Here is a 21,542-nt window from a genome sequence, read left to right as displayed (position 1 = left end):
ATGAGGGGAGATTAGGGAGACTTACAATGATAGGTTTTTACATTTAACTACACCTCCGGTCCCCTCCCCTTGGCAAGGGGAGGGTTAGGGTGGGGTCCTCTTGAAGTGGCAGTCGCCACTTCAAGCACTCTTTACAGCTTAAGCGCCTGTATGGAGGATCGCGCCTGTACTAGGGTGTGTCATCAATTATTCCTCTTGAGGTGCGATCGCCACCCCAAGAGGACCCCACCCTAACCCTCCCCTTGGCAAGGGGAGGGGACCGGAAGTGCACTTAAATGTGAGTCAAATCCCACATCCTGGATCCATAAAAATTCCCGGTTCAGATAAATTTATTATTTTTTAAGTTATGTTACCGGCGCGTGATATTATTCATTTTGGCCTGTTAGCGTCCAGGTGTAACGATCTGGGCATAAGTTAACTAAGAGTGAACTTGTCAGACCCTTCTGAAGAACCCACTTCCCAAGAGCGAGAACTCGAACCCAACGAGACTCGTGAACCGCAGGAGAATTCCTCCAGGGATTCCTCTATGGATGAGTACCATCAGCTTAAACAAAAGTTGTTGGTCTCTACCCTTGTGATTACAGCCGTCGTGTTTGTCTCGGTTTGGTTCTATTATTCGCTCAATATTGCCCTGAATTATTTGATCGGGGCGTGCACGGGTGTGGTTTACTTGAGAATGTTGGCAAGGGATGTTGAGCGTCTCGGCAATCAAAAGCAGAGTCTGAGTAAAGGCAGGCTCGCGATGTTCATTGGGTTGATTATAGTAGCAACTCAGTGGGATCAGCTACAGGTGATGCCCATATTTCTGGGTTTCCTGACATATAAAGCCGCGCTCCTCGTCTACGTCCTTCAAACGACCCTTTTGCCGGACTCCAAATAGGATAAGGCATTTTGCAAACCATCCAGTCCCTCTGGAACCCCGCTTAATGGATATGCTAGAGGTTTTAAACGCCTTTAATTCGCTCCCGATCGCCGAATTGGAAGTAGGCAAGCACTTCTATTGGCAAGTTGGCGGTCTCAAACTTCACGGTCAGGTTGTCTTAACTTCCTGGTTTGTGATGGGATTGCTAGTTGTCACCTCCTTGGCAGCCACTCGGAACATCCAACGGATCCCCGGTGGTATTCAAAACTTTATGGAATATGCCCTGGAGTTTATTAGAGACTTAGCCAAAGGCCAAATCGGAGAGAAAGAATATCGGCCTTGGGTGCCCTTTGTTGGCACATTATTTCTGTTCATCTTTGTGAGCAACTGGTCTGGAGCGTTGGTGCCTTGGAAGCTGATTCACATTCCGGGCGGCGAATTAGCTGCACCGACCAGTGATATCAACACCACTGTAGCACTGGCCTTGCTGACATCTTTGGCTTATTTCTACGCCGGATTACGCAAGCGCGGGTTGGGGTATTTTTCTAAATACATTCAGCCAACGCCAATCCTATTGCCGATCAACATTCTGGAAGATTTTACCAAGCCTCTCTCCCTGAGTTTCCGTCTATTTGGAAACATCTTGGCAGATGAGTTAGTGGTGGGGGTTTTCGTGTTGTTGGTACCCTTATTTATCCCCCTTCCGGTGATGATTTTGGGACTATTCACCAGTGCGATCCAAGCCCTGATTTTCGCCACCTTAGCGGCGGTCTACATCGGTGAAGCGATGGAAGGCCACGGCGAAGAACATCACGACTAAAATTAGGATTTGATAGTTAGATTTTGAGCGCGATCGAACCGCCAAAATCTGAGTTCGTTCATTCTGTAAATCGTTCATTTTGTACTAAAGGAAACAACCAATCATGGATCCATTAATTGCTGCTGCTTCCGTTATCGCTGCTGCCCTTGCTGTTGGTTTGGCTGCGATCGGCCCTGGTATCGGTCAAGGTAATGCCGCAGGACAAGCAGTAGAAGGGATTGCCCGTCAACCAGAAGCAGAAGGAAAAATTCGGGGGACATTACTGTTGAGCTTGGCATTCATGGAAGCACTCACGATTTACGGCTTGGTGGTCGCACTCGTGTTGCTGTTTGCTAACCCCTTCGCCTAAGAAGATTAAAGCGGTGCTGCCAGGTGTAGAGAGGGGATAGGATAATCACCTCTCTACAACCGGGCGCTGTTATTTCAATTTCCATCCCGTTCAACCCCCGAAAGCAATAGCGGCTGATTTACTATGATTCAATGGACGATCTTACTAGCCGCTGAAACAGCGGCAAAGGAAGGTGGGCTATTTGATTTTGACGCCACCTTACCGATCATGGCGCTGCAATTCATAATTTTGGCGGTAGTTTTAAACGCGATCTTTTATAAGCCTCTCGGCAAGGCGATCGACGATCGCAACGAGTATGTTCGGACCAGCGAACTCAGCGCTAAAGAACGCCTGTCGAAAGCAGAAACCTTGGCACGGCAATACGAACAAGAACTAGCCCAAAGTCGGAAAAAAGCGCAAGAGATTATTGCTCAGGCGCAAGCAGAAGCCCAGAAAACCGCAGCGGACCAAATCGCCGAAGCCCAGCGAGAAAGTCAAGCTCAACGAGAGCAAGCTCAACGAGAAATCGAGCAGCAAAAGCAAGAAGCGATGAGCTCCTTAGAACAGCAAGTCGATGCCTTAAGTCGCCAGATTCTCGAAAAACTCGTCGGCACCAACTTAGTCAAGAGTTAGAGGGATATTAGAGGCAAAGCATTATATCAAACTTTTCCTCTAAACAGTAAAAACATTCTAACGAATCTAACGCACGACGGCATTAAGTAAAGGAAGTTATCCATCTTATGATTCTGGGAACTTTTTGGTTGCTCGCTTCTCATGCAGAAGGAGCAGCAGAAGGAGGTTTCGGTCTTAACTTAGACTTTTTTGAAACCAACGTTGTTAACTTGGCGATCGTCATTGGCGTGCTGTTCTACTTCGGTCGGAAAGTTTTAGGAAACATTCTAACCGAACGCCGCGCCAAAATCGAATCGGCCATTAAAGAAGCTGAAAAACGTCAGAAAGATGCAGCCGCAAAACTGTCTGACCAACAGCAGAAACTAGCCCAAGCTCAAGCTGAAGCTGAAAACATCAAAGCCCAAGCCCAAGAACGCGCCACCGTTGAAAGACAACAAATTGCCGCCCAAGCTCAAAAAGATTTAGAACGCTTGAGAGCAGAAGCCGGACAAGACCTCAACGCCGCTAAAGAACGGGCAATGGCTGAATTACGCCAACGAGTGGCAACAATGGCATTAGAACGAGTTGAAAGTCAACTCAAAAGCCAACTCGACGAAGGCAAACAGCAGCAACTCATTGATAACAGTATTGCGATGCTCGGAGGCAATCGATGAGTATCATCCAGTCAGAAGTTTTTGAACCTTACGCTCAAGCCCTGATGTCCTTGGCGCAAGAGCATAACCTCACCGAACAAATTGGCGAGGATATGCGAGGCATCCTGAACTTACTCAAAGAATCTCCCGATTTGGGTCAATTTATTGGCAGTCCGATTATCAAAGAATCGGACAAAAAAAATGCCCTCGGCCAAATTTTAGGCGATTCCGTTCAACCCTACACCCGCAACTTTTTAATGTTGCTGATTGACCGCAGACGCATTCCCTTCATCGAAGGAATTGCCAGCTATTACCTGATGCTCCTGCGCAAGCTCAATCAAACCGTACTCGCTGAGGTGACCTCCGCAGTACCGTTGAATGAAGCACAACAGGAAGGCGTTCGGAATAAGGTCAAAGAAATTACCTCCGCCCAACAAGTCGAACTTGAAACGAAAATCGATGCTGACTTAATTGGTGGTGTCGTGATTAAAGTCGGTTCGCAAGTCCTCGATGCCAGCTTACGCGGACAACTGCGGCGGATTGGTGTTCGGTTAGGCAGCAACAGCTAACCCACAGAAAATCATTAGGGACATAGAAACTCGGGAAAGATTCAAAAACTGAGACTCCCTAAACCCTACAGAAAAAACTACCCAGCAACCCCTAACAAAAACTGAGATGATCAGCATCAGACCCGACGAAATTAGCAATATTATTCGCCAGCAAATCGAGTCCTACGATACAGATGTTAAAGTCTCTAACGTGGGTACGGTTCTCCAAGTTGGAGACGGAATTGCACGGATTTATGGTTTGGAGAAAGCCATGTCCGGCGAACTTTTAGAATTCCAAGATGGCACCGTTGGTATCGCCCTCAACTTAGAAGAAGATAACGTGGGTGCGGTGTTAATGGGTGATGGTCACGATATCCAAGAAGGATCTTCTGTGACTTCCACCGGCAAAATTGCTCAGGTCCCCGTGGGAGAAGCGATGATTGGCCGGGTTGTGGATGCTTTGGGTCGTCCCATCGACGGCAAAGGCGACATCAACACCACGGAAAGCCGCTTGCTGGAATCTCAAGCCCCTGGTATCATTGAGCGTCGTTCCGTGTACGAACCGATGCAAACCGGGATTACGGCTATTGACTCCATGATTCCCATCGGACGGGGACAACGTGAGTTAATCATTGGTGACCGTCAAACCGGGAAAACCACGATCGCCGTTGACACGATCATCAACCAGAAGGGTGAAGACGTGATCTGCGTGTACGTCGCGATCGGTCAAAAAGCCTCCACGGTTTCTCAAGTCGTCGCCACCCTCCAAGAAAAAGGCGCGATGGATTATACCGTTGTCGTTACTTCTAACGCCAACGAACCGGCAACCCTGCAATACCTCGCCCCTTATACTGGTGCCAGCATTGCTGAATACTTCATGTATAAAGGCAAGCACACCCTGGTCATTTACGATGACTTGTCCAAACAAGCCCAAGCCTATCGTCAAATGTCCTTGCTGCTACGTCGTCCCCCCGGACGTGAAGCCTATCCTGGGGATGTGTTTTACCTCCACTCTCGCTTATTGGAACGCGCCGCTAAACTCAGCAGCGAAATGGGCGAAGGCAGCATGACGGCGTTACCGATCATCGAAACCCAAGCCGGTGACGTTTCCGCCTACATTCCGACCAACGTAATTTCGATTACCGATGGTCAGATCTTCTTATCTTCTGACTTGTTCAACTCCGGTTTACGTCCGGCAGTGAACGCCGGTATTTCCGTGTCCCGGGTGGGTTCGGCTGCACAAACCAAAGCCATGAAAAAAGTGGCCGGTAAAGTGAAGTTAGAATTAGCTCAGTTTGCTGAACTCGAAGCATTTGCTCAGTTCGCCTCGGACTTGGATGCCTCCACCCAGCAACAATTGGCCCGGGGTCAGCGCCTGCGTGAACTGTTAAAACAAAATCAATATTCGCCCTTGCCGGTGAGTGAGCAAGTTGCGATTATTTACGCTGGGATTAATGGCTATTTGGATAAAGTGCCGGTGGAAAAAATCACCGACTTTACCAAAGGTCTGCGTGAGTATATGCGGACCAGCAAGGCGAAGTATGGCGAAATCGTTCAAAGCAGCAAGCAATTGACCGATGAAGCTGAAACCTTGTTGAAAGAGGCGATCGCCGAATTCACTCAGTCTTTCATGGCTACTCTGTAGGACCGACACTTGAGAAGAATTGGGAATGAAGAATGGAAGGTTTCTTAGATTCTTCATTCTCAATTCTTCATGCATTAGGTTTAATTTTAAATTCTTGATTCTTGATTTGGGATTATGGCAAATCTAAAGGCGATTCGCGATCGCATCCAGTCAGTAAAAAACACGAAAAAAATCACCGAAGCCATGCGCCTCGTGGCAGCAGCTAAGGTGCGTCGCGCACAAGCACAAGTTCTCGGAACTCGCCCCTTTGCCGATCGCTTGGCCCAGGTCCTGTTCGGATTGCAAACTCGTTTGCGGTTTGAAGATGTGGACCTGCCCTTGTTGAAACAGCGCGAAGTGAGTACCGTAGGATTGCTCGTTGTCACAGGCGATCGGGGTTTGTGTGGCGGCTACAATAACAACATCATCAAACGTGCCGAAGCGCGGATTAAAGAAATCCAAGCCGAAGGGTTCGATTATAAATTGGTGATTGTCGGACGCAAAGCCAATCAATACTTCAGCCGACGCAACTGCCCCATCGACGCCTCCTACATCGGCTTAGAACAGATTCCGACGGCAACAGAAGCCTCAGAAATTGCAGATGAAGTGCTCTCGTTATTCCTCTCGGAAAGCGTCGATCGCGTGGAATTGATTTACACCAAATTTGTGTCTTTAATCAGTTCCAAACCCGTGGTGCAAACCCTGTTACCCCTCGATCGCCAAGGCTTAGAAGTGCCAGACGATGAAGTCTTCCGCCTTACCAGTAAAGGCGGTTCCTTCGACGTCCAGCGCGAAAAAGTCGCTACGACTGCTGCGCCGGAAGCCTTCCCTCGGGACATGATTTTCGAGCAAGACCCGGCTCAAATTTTGGAAGCCTTGTTACCGCTATATCTGAATAACCAGTTATTGCGTGCCTTGCAAGAAGCAGCCGCCAGCGAACTAGCCGCCAGAATGACTGCCATGAACAACGCCAGCGAAAACGCCAGCGAACTCATGGAGACATTAACCTTGACTTACAACAAAGCACGTCAAGCCGCCATCACCCAGGAAATCCTGGAAGTGGTCGGTGGTGCAGCCGGAATGCAACGTTAAATTCTGCTTGACAATTCATCCTTTTTATGCGTCTGAGTTCGCTCAGGCGTTTTTTTTGTGGGGGGGTGTGGGCTAGTTTATAGCAAAATGGGATATCATTAAAGGCGGTTCAGCATCATGAGGCTTAGTGAATGATGAGATTTAATGATGTAGTTGATGTCATCAAGAGTCTTTCTACAGATGAAAAAAGAGAAATTTCCCTGTTGTTACAGCAGTACCTTCGGGAGGAGTCGCGGGACCAGATTTATGAGAATTTTCAATTAGCCAAGCAGGAAGAAAAGCAAGGAAAACTTACATTTTCTAGCCAGATTAATCAATTGAAAGAATTGCTTGAATAATCATCATGGAAGTTAGTTTCAGTTCTGCCTTCAAACGCGCTTTTAAAAAGAAGATTAAAAGCACTCCAGATTTAGAGGCAAGGTTTTGGCAAAAATTAGAACTGTTCATTATTGATCCATTTGAGCCTAGTTTAAAAACGCACAAACTGTCGGTTAAGTTAAAAGAATTATGGAGTTTTAGTGTGGAGTATGATGAGAGGGTATTATTCTATTTTACCGAAGATGAAAGGGCGGTATTTGTTGATATTGGCAGCCATGATGAGGTGTATTAAGCGCTCAGAAACTGGGCTTATTAAATCTCGTTTAACCCGGTTGGAATGGCAGATAACAGATTAGCTTGATTGGGAGAGAGCCTTTGAGAGAGGTTTTGTCTCACAGGAGTTTGTTGCGATCGCGAAGCGTCTGGGAACGAGAATCGCCCCCTATCCTTTCAAATTGTGCAACCACAGTCAGGATAGTTGTCACCCAATCGCGAGCAGTTGCCAAAAATTGCGGTAGTCATCACTGAGTCAGGGTATGAGGGCGATCGCATATTCACCCTCAGTCATCTTCGCAGCAGGGGTGGAAACTTCGGCCTTTGATTCTGTTAATATGAATTTTTGGCAAAATTTAATTACAATATGTAGTAACAATCAAGGCATGGAATTTGAATGGGATGAAACTAAACGTCTTACGAACCTCCGTAAACATGGCATTGATTTTATTGATGTTTCCATTATTTTTGATGGAAATATCCTAACGGTTGAAGATGAACGATTCAATTATGGAGAGCAAAGGTTGGTGACTTTTGGTTTGTTGCAAGGGCGAGTGATCGCTGTTGTCCATACAGAACAAGAAGAATGTATTTGAATTATTTCTGCGAGAAAAGCTACTAAATATGAACAACAAATTTACTTCGAGCAACTCTCAAACTGACTGGAACCGGCTAGACCGGATGACTGATGAAGAAATTGATTTTTCTGACTGTCCAGAAATTACGCCCGAAATGGTTGCTAAGGCAGTAGTGAGGCGAAGTTCACCTAATTCTCAGACGAAAACTCAAGTCACTTTAAACATTGATAGTGATGTTTTGGAGTGGTTTAAATCTCAAGGTCACGGTTATCAGACGGAGATTAATCATTTATTGCGATCATATATGGAAGCCCAGCAATAGTCTCTTGGCTTGGATTCAGAAACCAAGTTTCTATCAAAATCTCTCAACCCGGGTTTTTTAAAGGTTCAAAGGTTGAGTGGGTGATGCTATGCTCTAATTAATCCCAGAACCTAATGACTGATTAAGCACAAAAACGGATTATGAACTTAACGAATGACTTGCTAAACCGGATTACTCAAACTCCGGGTCAATGTGGGGGTCGTCCCTGTATTAGAGGGATGCGAATTCGAGTTACCGATATTTTAGAAATGTTAGCGGAAAATGTTAGCATTACTGAAGTTTTAGAAGATTTTCCGGATTTGGAACTCGCAGATATTCAAGCGTGTCTGCTATTTGCTGCAAGACGCACTGATTTTCCTAGACTAACGGCATGAAGATTTGGATCGATGCTCAACTGCCGCCCACTCTGGCAAATTGGCTGACAAAAACCTTGGGTTTGGAAGCGAGTGCATTGCGGGATTTAGGGCTTCGGGATGCTCAAGATATGGAAATTTTTGAAGCCGCAAGAGCCGAAAATGTGGTAATTATGACAAAAGATAGTGATTTCATCGACTTGGTATGTCGTTTAGGATCGCCTCCTCAAATTTTGTGGCTAACTTGTGGCAATGTCACTAACCGCAACTTGCGGCAATTGTTGATGGCTACTTTGCCGGATGCGTTAGAGCAGTTACGCCAAGGAGAAATGATTGTAGAAATTACTAATACTCCTTAGAGGAACGAGCAATCATGCCCAAATTTAGCCTGCGCAGGCGGGCTTTGTTCGTATAGCCTCAGGCTTGACGCTGCGGGGACCGGGCGCAGGGAAGAACCCCACCCTAACCCTACCCTTGCCAAGGGGAGGGGACCGGAGTAGCGCGCGTTGTTTGTATAGCCCCAGGTTGGAGGCTGCGAGCACAGAGAAGAACCCCACCCTAACCCTCCCCTTGCCAAGGGGAGGGGACCGGAGTAGCCCGCTTTAATCTGCGGGACTCAGTAAAATCAGTTGCCGTTTTTGCAGACTTCTCACTCCCTCTAAATCCAATTGCCCTCCTACTAAAATCTCTTCAACGGTTTTCGTTCCCTCCCCTTCCTGGGAATTGGCATCACAGCCTTTCATAAACTCAAACTCATCTTCGGATAAAGTCACGAGTTGATAGTTGTAATCAAATAAATGTTGTGAGGGCCATCCTTGTAAACAGAGACTCACTTCGGGAATCGCTTTTAACAAGGCTTGCTCATTCTCCCAGTCCATTTTAACTAGGGGAGGACGGGCGAGGAAAAACTCGTAATGGGTGATTTCTGGATCTAGGAGTTCAATGAGTCGATATCGGGCCCGATCGCCTAACTTTTGCGCCTCTCCCATCAACTCCGAATCCTGACCTAACAACCGCTCGATATTCCAATAGTCCGGATTCGAGAACCCCAAAAACTCTAACCCCGACGCATCAATCAACTCAAACAACGTATCGATGTTATAGTCAATCTCTTGGGGATGCAGATACATATCCGCAAAATTGGCATCCCGGTGATTTTCCATCGCCCACCGTTCTTTTTCCCGCTTCACTAAACGGTTATTTTCCGGTAATGCCGCAAACACTTTCCGCCCAATTTTTACCCCTTCTTGATAGTCGCCGGATTTCTCCCCTTGCAATAGCCCGATCGCCTGTTGCATGAGTTGAATTTCCCAGCGTCCTAACTCCGCATATACAAAAATATGCATAATTCCCCCAGGGGCCAACTTCGTCGCTAATGCCTGAATCCCCCGAATTGGATCCGGGAGGTGATGCAACACCCCCACACAATTAATGTGGTCAAATTCCCCTTCCAGTTGCGCTACATCATAAATACTGAGATGATGGAACTCCACCCGAGAGGCCCCAGAACGCCGACAGCGATCGCGGGCTACCTCTAAAGCCCCCCCACTTAAATCAATCCCGGTAATCTGCGCCTCCGGGTTCAGATGCACCAAATATTCCGTTCCCACACCCGTCCCGCATCCCGCATCCAAAATCCGCACCGCCTGAGTTGCTGGTTTGCGCCCGGTACAGAATGCATAAGCCGCAGGCCAAGTCCAGCGCCAATTGTACCCCGGAGGCGGTTCATCTAGGAGGGCTTCTGGGGGAAACGGATAGGTATCATAAAGTTGTCTAACCGCAGCAGTAATCTCTTCAGAGTTTGGCATAATCGCAAGATGGTGGATGGATGATGGACAGAAACACAACAGGGGCAAAGGCGATCGCCAAGCCCCCTAACCTGTAACAAATCCCAGGTTTGAAATTACCAATTTATAGTTTACAATTCAGAACGTAACAAAACTTATCTTTTTTCTCAGTTAGGTGCCGCAATCCAATATGATGGCACGATAGCCACTGGGTCAAAGTTCTACATAATTCTTAACATAAGAGGGGGTGATACCGAATCGTTTTAAGCTAAAAACTATGTCAAAGTAAACCCCCGATAGTGGGTTAAAGGACATGGGAAAGCCTTCGGGAGGAAGTCAACATTAAGGACCCCCTTATCGATGTCAATCCTTCATCCTGACTCAGTGTGGCAGTTTAAACCGGCATCTAAACCCATTGATGCCACAAAATGATAATTCTATTGGGAGCTTTTGAAATCAGATGACTGTAAAGGCAAGTGGTGGAAGCTCAGTTGCACGTCCGCAACTCTATCAAACCGTCCCCGTTGCGACCATTTCCCAAGCGGAACAACAAGACCGCTTTCCGGGAAAAAGCGAACTGACTGAACTCCAGACATTTTTCCAATCTGGAACCAAACGGCTGGAGATTGCTGAAGTTCTGACCAAAAATTCAGAACTGATCGTATCCCGTGCCGCCAACCGGATTTTCACGGGTGGATCGCCGATGGCGTTCTTGGAAAGACCGAAAGAACCAATGGTGGTAAAAGCCCCCATCGGTGCGAATCAAGACGTCAAACAGGGCATGATGCTGGGAACCACCACCTATGTGGAAAGCAAAGGTGGGTTCTTAGAAGGCTTACGGAACATTTTCAGTTCCTCTAGCGGCCCAACCCCCGCCGGATTCCAACCGATTAATATTGCTCGGTACGGTCCAGGAAACATGACCAAATCCCTGCGAGATTTGAGCTGGTTCCTGCGTTACCTGACATACGCAATGGTCGCTGGAGACCCGAACATCATTTCGGTGAACGTGCGCGGTTTGCGGGAAATCATTGAACGTGCCTGTTCTTCTTCGGCAACCCTGGTTGCATTGCAAGAAATGAAGGCAGCCTCCTTGGGCTACTTCAAGCAGGATGAAGCCAGCCGGACCTTAATCAGCGAATATTTCGAGGTTTTGATTACCGAATTCAAAGCCCCGACGCCTTCGGATAAAGTCCGTCAAACCGGCAGCAGTGACAAACAAGGTTTGCAATTGCCGCAAATCTACTTCCTCGCTTCCGAACGTCGTCAGAAGTTCGTCATGAAGACGGGACTCTCGTCCTCGGAAAAAGAAGAGGTGATCAAAGCTGCCTATCGGCAAGTTTTTGAGCGGGATATTACTCGCGCCTACAGCTTGAGCGTCTCTTACCTGGAATCTCAGGTCAAGAACGGGACCATCTCGATGAAAGAGTTTATCCGGCGCTTGGGTCTGTCACCCCTGTATCGGCAGCAGTTTTATGAAAAGTTTGTCAACAGCCGTGTGGTGGAATTGGCGCACCGTCATTTCCTCGGACGTGCTCTGAGTTCTCGCGAGGAGTTTAACAAATACTTTGCGATCGTGTCCCAAGGGGGTTTAGCCGCTTTGGTGAACGCCCTAGTCGATTCTCAGGAATATTCTGATTATTTCGGCGAGGAAACTGTACCCTACCTGCGCGGTTTGGGCCAAGAAGCCCAAGAGTGCCGAAACTGGGGACCTCAGTTTGACCTGTTTAATTACAGTGCACCGTTCCGCAAGGTTCCTCAATTTATCACCCTGTTTGCGGACTACAATCGGCCTCTGCCGGATCAACACGCTTATGGTGTGGGGAATGACCCTCTGGAAATCCAGTTTGGGGCGATCTTCCCGAAAGAAACCCGCAATCCGAAAAACCGTCCGGCACCGTTTGGCAAAGACACTCGCCGGATCCTGATTCATCGCGGTCCTGGCATCAACAATCAACTCAGCAATCCAGCAGCGCGGGGTATGTCTCCGGGTTCTCTGGGTGCGAAGGCGATCAAACTGGATCAAATCCCCAGTGGACAGAAACGGTATGGTCAGCGCGGTGGGGTCAAACCCGTGCAAGGGGTGAGTGTTAAATACTCGGAGAGTTCGACTCAAGGGGTGATTACGGCAGCCTATCGCCAAGTGTTTGGCCGGGATGTCTATGATGCTCAACGGCTGAAGTTAGACGAAATCAAGCTGGAAAACGGGGATATTACTCTGCGCGAGTTTATCCGGGCTCTGGCGAAGTCTGATGTGTTCCGGAATCTGTATTGGAGTTCGCTTTATGTTTGTAAGGCGATCGAATACATTCACCGCCGTTTGTTAGGTCGCCCGACCTACGGACGCCAGGAAATGAATGCTTACTTTGATATTTGCTCCAAGAAAGGCTTCTATGCTTTGATTGATGCGCTTATCGATAGTAAGGAGTACGAGGAAGCCTTTGGGGAAGATACGATTCCTTATGAGCGCTATCTGACTCCGGGTGGTCAAGCGTTGCGATCGCTCCGAGTTGGCACGATTGGCGACAAGAACCTGAAAGTCGAGAAAGACGAAACCTCGCGCTTTATCGAACTCGGCACCGTTCCCGATCGCTCAATCCCGGAAATCGAAAACCGCATCGGCCAAGGGGTTGGCAAACGCCGCGAACAAACCAAAGTGTTCAAGCTTACCAACCGCACTCCGGTGGAAGCACAAGCGGTCATTCAAGCGGCTTACCGTCAAATTTTCGAGCGCGACTTGAATCCTTATGTGATCAAGAACGAGTTCAGCGTCATTGAAAGCAAACTGCGGAACGGCGAAATCACCGTGAAGGAGTTTATTGAAGGACTGGGGAATTCTAAGCTGTATGTCAAGGAATTCTATACTCCCTATCCAAACACCAAGGTGATCGAACTGGGAACCAAGCATTTCTTAGGTCGTGCACCGTTGAATCAGCCGGAAATTCGCAAGTATAACCAAATTCTGGCGACCCAAGGGATCCGAGGATTTATCTCGGCAATGGTCAACAGTATGGAGTATCTGCAAGCGTTTAACGAGGATACGGTTCCTTATCGTCGCTTCCCGACCCTGCCTGCGGCGAACTTCCCGAATACAGAGAAGCTGTATAACCAGTTAACGAAGCAGAATAAAGACTTGGTTGTACCAAGTTTTGATCCAGTGAACTCCACGATGGACCCGACCAAAGGCCCGCTAATGGCGAGTGCAATGGCATCCCAAGCAGCACATAAATTGGATGTGGTGCAAGTGGGACGGTCCGTGAGTGGTGTGATGCCGCAACGGTCTACGGCAAGCAAAGTGGCGCGGATTTATCGCGTGACTGAGCAGAAAGACCCGGCTGAAATGGAAAGTGCGATCGATGCGATCTATCGTCAGGTGATGGATATCTACAGTGAAGAAATTCCCGCAGAATTCCGCCTGAATCACGCCGAAGCACAACTGATTCGCGGTGAAATTTCGGTCCGTCAGTTTGTGGGTCAGTTGGCAAGTTCTGAAGCCTACGAAGCTCGGTTTGTCAAGCCTTATCCGAGTTTAAAAGCGGCTGAATTACTCTGCCGTCACCTCTTGGGGCGCACTCCTGCAACCCCTGAAGTGGCTGAGTCTGAGCAATTACTGAATGAAAGCGGTTTAGCCGCAGCGGTAACGGCATTGGTAGAAGGTGCGGAATATAATCGCTATTTTGGCGAGAATGTGGTGCCTTATCCTCGTGCCTAGTTTTGAGGAGATGCAATTTTTGAGGGGAGATAGGTTTGATTAGATTTATCTCTTCTTGACAAGAGTTAGATAACCCAGTCTGGATGACAGACTGGGTTTTTTGATGGGTTGGGCCGATCGCAGGTCGTTGCCGGGGGTGGGCGATAATGACGGTGGCTCCACTTCCCCCGGGCGGCTTTTTCCTCAGCGACTGATTATCTGCATGGCTTGGAAACCCCGCAGGTGGCGACTCTCCCAGTATGGCGGGATGCTCTCTATCTGGAATTTCATCGCGGCTATTAGACCACCGAGGCCGATCGCCCATAATCCCTGGTTCTATCCGCGCGGCGCTGGGTTTCATCGCCGCTGTTAGACCACCGAGGCCGATCGCAAACTGCCCATCGTCAGCCATAATGAGTACATTGGTTATTGCCTTGAGATGATGTCGTTACCGGCAAAATCAAAGTCACTAATTATTGAAAAAATTGAAAAAGAGGTCCAAACAATGAACTATAGCGATCGCATCACCCTAGAACCGGGCAAACGCAGTGGTAAACCCTGTATTCGTGGAATGCGAATCACCGTTTATGATGTGCTGTCTTATTTAGCCTCTGGCATGACCTACCAAGAAATCCTGGATGACTTTCCCTATCTTACCCAAGAAGATATCTTGGCTTGCCTGAGCTATGCCGCCGAGCGCGAACACCAAACCTTACAGGTGCAAGTATGAAACTGCTATTTGATCACAATCTCTCCCCTCGATTGGTACAGCGACTGGCGGATCTATTTCCTGAATCAACTCACGTTTCCACCATTGGCCTAGACCAGGCCGACGATCAAACGGTTTGGGATTATGCCCGATGCCATGATTTTATCATTGCCACCAAAGATAGCGATTATAACGAATTACTCATGCTGAAAGGATTTCCACCCAAAGTGATTTGGATACGTCGGGGGAACTGTTCTACATCAGAAATTGAATCAATTTTGCGATCTCACGAAGCGGACATCAAAACGTTAACAAACGACTCTTGCCTTGGAATATTGACCTTCTATTAACCAATAAAAATCAAAAATTAGCGCTTAATCATTATTCATTTCCCCCAAATATCAGCTATCTCCGAAATCCATATACGAGACAAATTCCTAGTTCTCTTGATTAAATCAGAACTACGAACCAAGCGTCCGACCCGCTGCCGTAGGGTGTTAAGGATAAACTTTTTTCTGTCTTGCTTTCGTGGTCCTCATGTCAATTCAACCCCCAAGATTTCAAGCTGCTGATTAATCCAAGCGGTTGCTGTTGCTTCATCCTGCTCTATCGCTTGTTCTACTCCTGTTTTAGCAATTTCTAGCAGTTGTTTGGATTGCTCCCGCGCTTTGCGAGATGCTCTGACCTTTTCTGTGATTTTCTGACGAGTAGATTCTTTCGGTAGAGTAATCGGAATATTCAACAGATCCTCAGTTGAAATTGACGGATACATACTAGCCGTAGTATGAAGATCCAGGATTTCACACACAATGGGCGATCGCAAATAAACCAGTAAAACTTCTGGCTCTATTTTGGTTGGTTTGAGAACAGCAAAACCAGAAGAACAAATGTAGTTATTTTGCTCTGGTTCAATCAGGGCTGAAAGTCTGCGAATCGGGCGAACGGTTGACGTAATTACATCGTTAGTTTTGACAATCCATTGCGCTCGACTGGGGGCTTCTTCTATTGGTACTACTTCACTACTAGCAAAACCTTCTCCGCTGAGATTGCCAATTTCAATGTAATTAAACGCGCCTTGTTGTTCGGGATGAAATTTGCGCTTTGCGAGTGAGACAACATCATCAATACAAAGACCGGACTGACGCATGATTGCCATGACTTTTTGCTGTTTTGGCTGGTAATACTCAGCATCGAGGCGACCGGAGGACAGAAACGACTCCGTAAAACTCTTGACCGCAACGGTTTCTTCAGTCGGTTGCCAGTCCTCCAAGCCAAGCTCCGCCAACAGTAAATCTTCAGCTTCAGAATAGATTCTTTTGGAACTCTCAAGTAAAGCTTTAGATCTAGTAACCCCACCTCTAATCTTTTTCTGGAAGTCAAAAGTTACAACAGGCAATTTTATAGAGCTAACTTCCACAAGATTCATGTTATATTGACCTGTTGGTCTAGCAATTCTCCTAACCTGCTGGTTTCCATAAAAACAGCTTAAGAATACAAATAAATAACACGGATCGACATATTTTCTATCCTTAATCCTTAAGAAACTCATTGCTTGAGTAATATTAGCCTTGGGAAAATTGCCAGATACAAAAGCTGCACGCCCAATAACATCGGTTGTAGCACCAACAATATTTATCAACACATCTTCTGTTTGAAGTTGTGTATTTTTCATACGGATGTTAATGGCTTCATCAATGAAAAAATAATTTTCTATATTGTTATTCGTTAAAACATTATTTCGGATGTCATTAGTTTTGAGGAGTATTATTCCTTCTTTTAGGTTTTCGTCTCTATCAGGTGGTGTTGTACCGCTTCTGATTTGACAGATTTCCCTGAGTTCCCAAGATTCTGTATCATTGAGAATAGATTTTAAGAACTCCTTATGAAAAAACGTGCTATCTATCCTAGAAGAATAGCTTTCTTGCATAACTTTCTGATATTTAACTTCTGCGATTTCAAGCCCATCTATTAACCGCTGATACTTGTCAGCATCAAACGGTTTAACAGATGGGCCGGGTTCAAAAAAACTGAGCTTCTCTTTTTTCGCAAACTCAATAAATGCCTCTGCAATCCCGTCTTCCGTCAGGCGGTCATGATTAAACAAATCATGATCCACAATCCGATGCTTATGGTGATCCCAGAGAAAATCACCCGATTCATCAGTTTTTTTCACATAGATCTTATCCCCCGAATTATCCTTCCCTAACTTTTGCATCGTCGCAAAAAAGATATTGTAATCATCCCGGCGCGGACACAGTGCCCCCGCCTTCCGGTCATCATTCCACTTCTGCACAAACAACACCGAAGTTTTCGTTCCGGTGTGCGGCTTAAACGTATTGCCATGTAGCCCCACCACCGCCAAAATCCGACAACGTTCCGCAATAAAATCACGAATATTCTTATCAGAAGAATTATTAAATCGCCCCTGGGGAAGCACGATCGCCATCCTGCCCCCCGGCTTCAAAAAGTCCAGATTTCGTTCAATAAACAAAATATCGCGCCCCACCTTAGTTTGCCACTTGCCATCCGGCTTTTTCGCCAGGTCATAGCGGGCAATCATGCGCGGTTCTTTGATATCTCCCGCAAAGGGCGGATTCGCCATCAACACATCAAACTGAAACTCTCGATAGTCTTTAAGACCCTTCGGTCTTAGTTTTTTCAGTCGCCTGAAACCCTCATGGTAAACATCATTCCACTCCTCCTGCCCCGTGACCTCATCCCACAATTCATAATCCAGCGTGTTCAGGTGCAACACATTCGTTTGCCCATCCCCCGCAATCAGATTCAGCGTCCGCGCCACCCGCACTGCCTTTTCATCAAAATCGATGGCAAACACCTTGTCTTCCACATACTCTTTGCATCGGGGCGGCTTATCTTCTAAGGAAAATAAATGACTCGCTTGTAACCCTTCATCCTCTAAAATCTGCCGCCACACATAGAAAATCGTATGCACCGGAAACCCCGATGACCCTGCCGCTGTGTCGATCATGTACTCATCCTCTTGGGGATTGAGCATTTTCACACACATATCAATCACATAGCGCGGCGTGAAATATTGCCCTTTGTCGCCCTTGCTGCTTTGGTTAATCAAATATTCAAAGGCTTCATCAATCACATCAAGGTTAGAGTTAAATAGCTTCACATTCTCCAACGACGACACACACACCGATAAATGCGACGGCGTGAGGCTAATCTTAGCATCGTCACTAAACACCCCTTCCCATTTTTTCTTAGCTTTATCGAACAGATCCTGAATCTTCGTTTTCAGCGCCCCTTCCGTTTGCCCCGTATTGCGAAACTCCAGCGAACGAGTGGATCGCCTGTTGCCTTGACCCGAATACCACTCATCATAAAGTTTCGTAAAAATCAGCTTAAACAACTCCTCAAATACATCCACCCCAGCATTCGCCAAAACCTCATCTTCCATTTCCTCAATCAAGGTTTTGAGTGATTTATTCTCCTTCACCAACTTGTCATTGTCGATCAGATCTTGTAGGGTGAACTTGATTTGTAGAATATCTGCCAAAGTTTGATTAACATTTGGCAAATCGGGAATATCTTCAAAATAGTTCGGGTCTTTGCGTTGGTAATAGGAAATTTGCTCGCCATTCGTCCAAACAGCGATCGGCGCACCCGTCGCGTTGCAATACGAGCGAAGTTGATCTTTCCCATCCTTCAGCTTCGGCTTCTTGACCTCCACCACCATATACGCCGTGTTAGGACGATCTTTGTCCATCACCACAAGATCTGCCCGCTTCACCTCCCGCCCAAAATTCACCCCATATTCCACCTGAATACGGCTAAGGGGATAATGCAGGCGATCAGTTAGCACCCGTAAATATAGCTGACGAATTGCTTCCTCTGGCGTGAGCTTGATTGATTTCTGTCGGACTAAGCAAATTGTGTAGGGAACCTCACCGCTTTTCGTTGTCTTGAGAGTAATACTTTGTTCCAATTGCTCAATTTCATCCGGCGTAAATTGTGACGGCTTGTAATTTGAGTCCTTAAGGATATCAGCGAGTTTCATGGGGTAAATTGAATGAGTCCATAGAAAACAGGTGTTGGCTGGGGGAGGTGGGAAAAAGCGGTGGGTGACACGGCGAACCCCAAATTTAAAGATTTGCAGTAGACGGACCAGTTTTTGTAGTCCAGGTTATCCGGGTGGTTGCTCGGGCAATCCCTCCATAATACATTCTTGGGTGAAGGCTTGAGCAAGAGATCGATCAAACTAGCCGTTGCCGGATCTGTCATCATTCCTCCAGAGGCATCGCTGTTCTTACCAACTTTGGCGCTATTGCGCTAGATTTACCCATCCTTTCACCAAACAGCGTATTTGAACCTGCATCTGTGCAAGTGAGTTAGCATCAGAGTTTGAGGGTTAATCCAGACCCCGATAGAGTCGTTCAAGGGAAAATTCAAGGTCAAGGCTGGTGAGGGTGATGCGATCGCCCGCCTCATAAATCGTAGTTTCCCAAGTATCGGCAGCGATGCGGCGACGGCATTCAACGCGCTGGCTGTCTTGGGAAATGAGAACATATTCTTCCAGACTATCAAGGTTTTGGTAGTCGGTGAATTTGAGGTCCTGGTCAAAGGCTTCGGTACTGCTTGAAAGGACTTCGGCGATGAATTTGGGATAGCGTTTAATATAGCGGTCTTGGCGATCGCGCGGGTCACAGGTTACGAAAGCATCGGGATAGTAATAAAACTCATCCTTGTAGTTGACTTTTACAGTGCTGCCGTAGAAGCGACTGGGTGAGTTACCAAGGTGTCGATCAATCTCACTCAGGAGGTTTATTGCAATCCGTGAATGGCGATCGGTCCCTCCGGTCATGGCGTAAACCAAACCCTGTCGGTATTCGTGGCGGATGGGGTTTTGACGATCGAGGGCCAGATAGTCGCTGGGGCTGATGTAGTGGGGAATGGCAATCATTAGGGGTCTATTGGGTAAGCTACAAGACACCCGTTTGGGTGGGTTGGAAACTCTACCACCATTTTAACCTTCTTCGGCGACCCATCACATTCTGGGAGGTCCTACCGCTTAAATTACAGATACGCAATTTTAGCGCCTAAATTACAATAATTTACCTAATTACCAATTATTAACTTGAGAGGGTGGGGCTACCGGGCGAAAAATAGGGGTCCCACCCCCTTTAACTGAGGAAAATTGTTACAAAATATTAAGTAAGGAGTGCGAATGTAAACGTGATGATGCAAAATATCCGTATTTGCAAAATCCAGTCGAAGTCAAAAGTTTTTTTGTGAACCACATTCCCCTAGAATACTGCTAGGGAGAAGTGGGGTAACTCAGGAGAAAGGGACTCAAACCCCATCACTGAGTAAAAAAACCTAAAGACACAAAATCCCGAGAAAGGTCTTGCAAAACCCAGATTAATATCTTATATATCTGGATACACACTCTCATTGTTGGAGGAAGTAGTTAATGAGTATCGTCACGAAGTCCATCGTGAATGCAGATGCTGAGGCTCGCTACCTTAGCCCCGGCGAATTAGATCGGATCAAGTCTTTCGTCACCACTGGTGAGCGCCGCGTTCGCATCGCCCAAATCATGAGCGAATCCCGCGAGCGTATCGTCAAGCAAGCTGGCGATCAACTGTTCCAAAAGCGTCCTGACGTTGTTTCTCCCGGTGGCAACGCCTACGGTGAAGAAATGACCGCCACCTGCCTGCGCGACTTGGACTACTACCTGCGTCTGATCAGCTACGGAATCGTTGCTGGCGACGTCACCCCGATCGAAGAAATCGGAATTGTCGGTGTTCGTGAAATGTACAAATCTCTCGGCACCCCGATTGAAGGCGTTGCAGAAGGCATCCGTGCCATGAAGAACGTAGCTGCTTCCTTACTGTCTGCTGAAGATGCAGCCGAAGCTGGCTCCTACTTCGACTACGTTATCGGTGCGATGCAGTAGAGCTGTTCTCTACTCCATTCGTTTAAGGTAAATAATCACAGATCGCGCAGTTTAAGGAAACATAAAAGATGCAAGACGCAATTACTGCTGTTATCAATTCCTCTGACGTCCAAGGTAAGTACCTAGACAACTCCGCTCTTGACAAACTCAAGGGCTACTTCCAAACCGGCGAACTCCGCGTTCGTGCTGCAACCGCTATCAGCGCCAATGCAGCCACCATCGTTAAGGAAGCCGTTGCCAAGTCCCTGCTGTACTCGGATGTAACCCGTCCCGGTGGTAATATGTACACCACCCGTCGCTATGCAGCCTGCATTCGTGACCTCGACTACTACCTCCGTTATGCCACCTATGCGATGCTGGCGGCTGACCCCTCCATCCTCGACGAGCGCGTGCTCAATGGCTTGAAAGAAACCTACAACTCCTTGGGTGTGCCGATCGGTGCAACCGTGCAAGCAATCCAAGCCATGAAAGAAGTGACCGCCGGTTTGGTAGGTCCTGATGCCGGTAAAGAAATGGGCGTCTACTTCGACTACATCTGCTCTGGCTTGAGCTAAATGGTGAGTGCAGAGCTTGTAGAGTAGCGATTGAAAAATCATCCCTAACTCGCACAACGCTCGATTAACTCAACCTAGTTTTGAGGACAGGGAAGTCAAGAGTGAGTGTTAGCTCGTCAAAGGCTTGAGAACAGATTTCGATGAGTTTTAACGAGCTAGTATTGACTCTGGACTCCCTGGCTTCAATTAAGATAGTTTTGTTCAGATACAAATTTTTTCCAACGAAACAGGAGCAAGAAGCCCATGAGAATGTTCAAAGTGACGGCTTGCGTGCCAAGCCAAAGCCGGATTCGCACCCAGCGGGAATTACAAAATACCTACTTCACCAAGCTGGTTCCTTATGACAACTGGTTTAAAGAACAGCAACGGATTATGAAAATGGGTGGCAAAATCATCAAAGTTCAGCTTGCTACTGGCAAACCCGGTATGAACACCGGCCTATCTTAATTCTTACTGACATCACTACAGAAAGCACTTACAGCTTTAATGATT

At 47.2% G+C, this 21,542-nt stretch carries 23 protein-coding genes; 20 read left to right on the top strand and 3 right to left on the bottom strand.

Going from position 1 to position 21,542, the window contains the following annotated elements:
* Positions 1 to 424: 424 nt before the first annotated feature.
* The 14 genes from NG796_RS11845 to NG796_RS11780 all read left to right on the top strand — a co-directional run bounded on the left by NG796_RS11845 (position 425) and on the right by NG796_RS11780 (position 8,742).
* Entirely contained in the window at positions 425 to 880 is a 456-nt protein-coding gene (locus tag NG796_RS11845; protein WP_261206913.1) for an ATP synthase subunit I, read from the top strand.
* Between the two features lie 46 nt (positions 881 to 926).
* Positions 927 to 1,682, top strand: a complete 756-nt coding sequence (gene atpB / locus NG796_RS11840) for a F0F1 ATP synthase subunit A (RefSeq protein ID WP_261206911.1) — start codon at positions 927 to 929, stop codon at positions 1,680 to 1,682.
* A gap of 103 nt (positions 1,683 to 1,785) precedes the next feature.
* Positions 1,786 to 2,031 (top strand): ATP synthase F0 subunit C, encoded by a 246-nt coding sequence (gene atpE, locus NG796_RS11835; protein ID WP_015147562.1) that lies wholly within the window; start codon positions 1,786 to 1,788, stop codon positions 2,029 to 2,031.
* A 123-nt stretch (positions 2,032 to 2,154) separates the two neighbouring features.
* Complete coding sequence (locus NG796_RS11830; RefSeq protein WP_261206909.1) at positions 2,155 to 2,643, top strand: F0F1 ATP synthase subunit B'; 489 nt, start codon at positions 2,155 to 2,157, stop codon at positions 2,641 to 2,643.
* Positions 2,644 to 2,756: 113 nt separating this feature from the next.
* The gene (locus tag NG796_RS11825; protein WP_044196552.1) at positions 2,757 to 3,296 is read left to right on the top strand and encodes a F0F1 ATP synthase subunit B; all 540 of its coding nucleotides are present in this window, start codon (positions 2,757 to 2,759) and stop codon (positions 3,294 to 3,296) included.
* Complete coding sequence (gene atpH, locus NG796_RS11820) at positions 3,293 to 3,844, top strand: ATP synthase F1 subunit delta (RefSeq protein WP_261206908.1); 552 nt, start codon at positions 3,293 to 3,295, stop codon at positions 3,842 to 3,844. Before NG796_RS11825 ends, atpH begins: the two co-directional genes overlap by 4 nt.
* 106 nt (positions 3,845 to 3,950) lie before the next feature.
* Positions 3,951 to 5,468 carry a F0F1 ATP synthase subunit alpha gene (gene atpA, locus NG796_RS11815; protein WP_261206906.1) on the top strand — a complete coding sequence of 506 codons (1,518 nt, stop codon included), beginning with the start codon at positions 3,951 to 3,953 and terminating at the stop codon, positions 5,466 to 5,468.
* A gap of 114 nt (positions 5,469 to 5,582) precedes the next feature.
* On the top strand, positions 5,583 to 6,539 hold the full coding sequence (locus NG796_RS11810; protein WP_261206904.1) for a F0F1 ATP synthase subunit gamma: 957 nt from the start codon (positions 5,583 to 5,585) through the stop codon (positions 6,537 to 6,539).
* A 131-nt stretch (positions 6,540 to 6,670) separates the two neighbouring features.
* Positions 6,671 to 6,877 carry a hypothetical protein gene (locus NG796_RS11805; RefSeq protein ID WP_261206902.1) on the top strand — a complete coding sequence of 69 codons (207 nt, stop codon included), beginning with the start codon at positions 6,671 to 6,673 and terminating at the stop codon, positions 6,875 to 6,877.
* Positions 6,878 to 6,882: 5 nt separating this feature from the next.
* The gene (locus NG796_RS11800) at positions 6,883 to 7,149 is read left to right on the top strand and encodes a type II toxin-antitoxin system YafQ family toxin (protein ID WP_261206900.1); all 267 of its coding nucleotides are present in this window, start codon (positions 6,883 to 6,885) and stop codon (positions 7,147 to 7,149) included.
* Positions 7,150 to 7,393: 244 nt separating this feature from the next.
* Positions 7,394 to 7,726, top strand: a complete 333-nt coding sequence (locus tag NG796_RS11795; RefSeq protein ID WP_261206898.1) for a BrnT family toxin — start codon at positions 7,394 to 7,396, stop codon at positions 7,724 to 7,726.
* 28 nt (positions 7,727 to 7,754) lie between these two features.
* Entirely contained in the window at positions 7,755 to 8,030 is a 276-nt protein-coding gene (locus NG796_RS11790) for a BrnA antitoxin family protein (protein ID WP_261206897.1), read from the top strand.
* 140 nt (positions 8,031 to 8,170) lie between these two features.
* Entirely contained in the window at positions 8,171 to 8,404 is a 234-nt protein-coding gene (locus NG796_RS11785; protein WP_261198402.1) for a DUF433 domain-containing protein, read from the top strand.
* Positions 8,401 to 8,742 carry a DUF5615 family PIN-like protein gene (locus NG796_RS11780; RefSeq protein ID WP_261206896.1) on the top strand — a complete coding sequence of 114 codons (342 nt, stop codon included), beginning with the start codon at positions 8,401 to 8,403 and terminating at the stop codon, positions 8,740 to 8,742. Before NG796_RS11785 ends, NG796_RS11780 begins: the two co-directional genes overlap by 4 nt.
* A gap of 243 nt (positions 8,743 to 8,985) precedes the next feature.
* Here the strand turns inward: NG796_RS11780 and NG796_RS11775 are convergent, their stop codons facing one another.
* The gene (locus tag NG796_RS11775) at positions 8,986 to 10,191 is read right to left on the bottom strand and encodes a class I SAM-dependent methyltransferase (RefSeq protein ID WP_261206894.1); all 1,206 of its coding nucleotides are present in this window, start codon (positions 10,189 to 10,191) and stop codon (positions 8,986 to 8,988) included.
* Between the two features lie 439 nt (positions 10,192 to 10,630).
* Between NG796_RS11775 and NG796_RS11770 the strand changes: the two genes are divergently transcribed.
* The 3 genes from NG796_RS11770 (at position 10,631) to NG796_RS11760 (ending at position 14,920) form a co-directional block, all read left to right on the top strand.
* Complete coding sequence (locus tag NG796_RS11770) at positions 10,631 to 13,882, top strand: phycobilisome rod-core linker polypeptide (RefSeq protein WP_261206892.1); 3,252 nt, start codon at positions 10,631 to 10,633, stop codon at positions 13,880 to 13,882.
* 484 nt (positions 13,883 to 14,366) lie between these two features.
* Positions 14,367 to 14,591, top strand: coding sequence for a DUF433 domain-containing protein (locus NG796_RS11765; RefSeq protein WP_261206890.1), 225 nt, complete (start codon positions 14,367 to 14,369; stop codon positions 14,589 to 14,591).
* Positions 14,588 to 14,920: a DUF5615 family PIN-like protein gene (locus NG796_RS11760; RefSeq protein WP_261206888.1), complete on the top strand. Its 333-nt coding sequence runs from the start codon at positions 14,588 to 14,590 to the stop codon at positions 14,918 to 14,920. The genes NG796_RS11765 and NG796_RS11760 overlap by 4 nt, the downstream gene beginning before the upstream one ends.
* A gap of 185 nt (positions 14,921 to 15,105) precedes the next feature.
* Here the strand turns inward: NG796_RS11760 and NG796_RS11755 are convergent, their stop codons facing one another.
* Together NG796_RS11755 and NG796_RS11750 are read right to left on the bottom strand one after the other, a co-directional pair.
* Positions 15,106 to 18,597 (bottom strand): N-6 DNA methylase, encoded by a 3,492-nt coding sequence (locus NG796_RS11755; protein WP_261206887.1) that lies wholly within the window; start codon positions 18,595 to 18,597, stop codon positions 15,106 to 15,108.
* 351 nt (positions 18,598 to 18,948) lie between these two features.
* Positions 18,949 to 19,500, bottom strand: a complete 552-nt coding sequence (locus tag NG796_RS11750) for a Uma2 family endonuclease (protein ID WP_261206885.1) — start codon at positions 19,498 to 19,500, stop codon at positions 18,949 to 18,951.
* Positions 19,501 to 20,010: 510 nt separating this feature from the next.
* Between NG796_RS11750 and apcA the strand changes: the two genes are divergently transcribed.
* The 3 genes from apcA (at position 20,011) to NG796_RS11735 (ending at position 21,497) form a co-directional block, all read left to right on the top strand.
* Positions 20,011 to 20,496 (top strand): allophycocyanin subunit alpha, encoded by a 486-nt coding sequence (apcA, locus tag NG796_RS11745; RefSeq protein WP_254568361.1) that lies wholly within the window; start codon positions 20,011 to 20,013, stop codon positions 20,494 to 20,496.
* Positions 20,497 to 20,564: 68 nt separating this feature from the next.
* Positions 20,565 to 21,050, top strand: a complete 486-nt coding sequence (gene apcB / locus NG796_RS11740; RefSeq protein WP_261206883.1) for an allophycocyanin subunit beta — start codon at positions 20,565 to 20,567, stop codon at positions 21,048 to 21,050.
* Between the two features lie 243 nt (positions 21,051 to 21,293).
* Positions 21,294 to 21,497: a phycobilisome linker polypeptide gene (locus NG796_RS11735; RefSeq protein WP_261206881.1), complete on the top strand. Its 204-nt coding sequence runs from the start codon at positions 21,294 to 21,296 to the stop codon at positions 21,495 to 21,497.
* The last annotated feature ends 45 nt before the right edge of the window (positions 21,498 to 21,542 follow it).

It is taken from the genome of Laspinema sp. D2d (assembly GCF_025370755.1).
GTDB lineage: Bacteria > Cyanobacteriota > Cyanobacteriia > Cyanobacteriales > Laspinemataceae > Laspinema.
Note: the sequence above shows the minus strand (reverse complement) of the source record. Positions and strands in the feature narration are given on the sequence as shown.

Excerpts from the sequence above, each read along its gene's own strand:
- atpB (WP_261206911.1), top strand. The coding sequence starts at position 927 with ATGGATATGCTAGAGGTTTTAAACGCCTTTAATTCGCTCCCGATCGCC.
- atpE (WP_015147562.1), top strand. The coding sequence starts at position 1,786 with ATGGATCCATTAATTGCTGCTGCTTCCGTTATCGCTGCTGCCCTTGCT.
- NG796_RS11830 (WP_261206909.1), top strand. The coding sequence starts at position 2,155 with ATGATTCAATGGACGATCTTACTAGCCGCTGAAACAGCGGCAAAGGAA.
- atpH (WP_261206908.1), top strand. The coding sequence starts at position 3,293 with ATGAGTATCATCCAGTCAGAAGTTTTTGAACCTTACGCTCAAGCCCTG.
- atpA (WP_261206906.1), top strand. The coding sequence starts at position 3,951 with ATGATCAGCATCAGACCCGACGAAATTAGCAATATTATTCGCCAGCAA.
- NG796_RS11810 (WP_261206904.1), top strand. The coding sequence starts at position 5,583 with ATGGCAAATCTAAAGGCGATTCGCGATCGCATCCAGTCAGTAAAAAAC.
- NG796_RS11805 (WP_261206902.1), top strand. The coding sequence starts at position 6,671 with ATGATGAGATTTAATGATGTAGTTGATGTCATCAAGAGTCTTTCTACA.
- NG796_RS11800 (WP_261206900.1), top strand. The coding sequence starts at position 6,883 with ATGGAAGTTAGTTTCAGTTCTGCCTTCAAACGCGCTTTTAAAAAGAAG.
- NG796_RS11795 (WP_261206898.1), top strand. The coding sequence starts at position 7,394 with ATGAGGGCGATCGCATATTCACCCTCAGTCATCTTCGCAGCAGGGGTG.
- NG796_RS11790 (WP_261206897.1), top strand. The coding sequence starts at position 7,755 with ATGAACAACAAATTTACTTCGAGCAACTCTCAAACTGACTGGAACCGG.
- NG796_RS11785 (WP_261198402.1), top strand. The coding sequence starts at position 8,171 with ATGAACTTAACGAATGACTTGCTAAACCGGATTACTCAAACTCCGGGT.
- NG796_RS11780 (WP_261206896.1), top strand. The coding sequence starts at position 8,401 with ATGAAGATTTGGATCGATGCTCAACTGCCGCCCACTCTGGCAAATTGG.
- NG796_RS11775 (WP_261206894.1), bottom strand. The coding sequence starts at position 10,191 with ATGCCAAACTCTGAAGAGATTACTGCTGCGGTTAGACAACTTTATGAT.
- NG796_RS11770 (WP_261206892.1), top strand. The coding sequence starts at position 10,631 with ATGACTGTAAAGGCAAGTGGTGGAAGCTCAGTTGCACGTCCGCAACTC.
- NG796_RS11765 (WP_261206890.1), top strand. The coding sequence starts at position 14,367 with ATGAACTATAGCGATCGCATCACCCTAGAACCGGGCAAACGCAGTGGT.
- NG796_RS11760 (WP_261206888.1), top strand. The coding sequence starts at position 14,588 with ATGAAACTGCTATTTGATCACAATCTCTCCCCTCGATTGGTACAGCGA.
- NG796_RS11755 (WP_261206887.1), bottom strand. The coding sequence starts at position 18,597 with ATGAAACTCGCTGATATCCTTAAGGACTCAAATTACAAGCCGTCACAA.
- NG796_RS11750 (WP_261206885.1), bottom strand. The coding sequence starts at position 19,500 with ATGATTGCCATTCCCCACTACATCAGCCCCAGCGACTATCTGGCCCTC.
- apcA (WP_254568361.1), top strand. The coding sequence starts at position 20,011 with ATGAGTATCGTCACGAAGTCCATCGTGAATGCAGATGCTGAGGCTCGC.
- apcB (WP_261206883.1), top strand. The coding sequence starts at position 20,565 with ATGCAAGACGCAATTACTGCTGTTATCAATTCCTCTGACGTCCAAGGT.
- NG796_RS11735 (WP_261206881.1), top strand. The coding sequence starts at position 21,294 with ATGAGAATGTTCAAAGTGACGGCTTGCGTGCCAAGCCAAAGCCGGATT.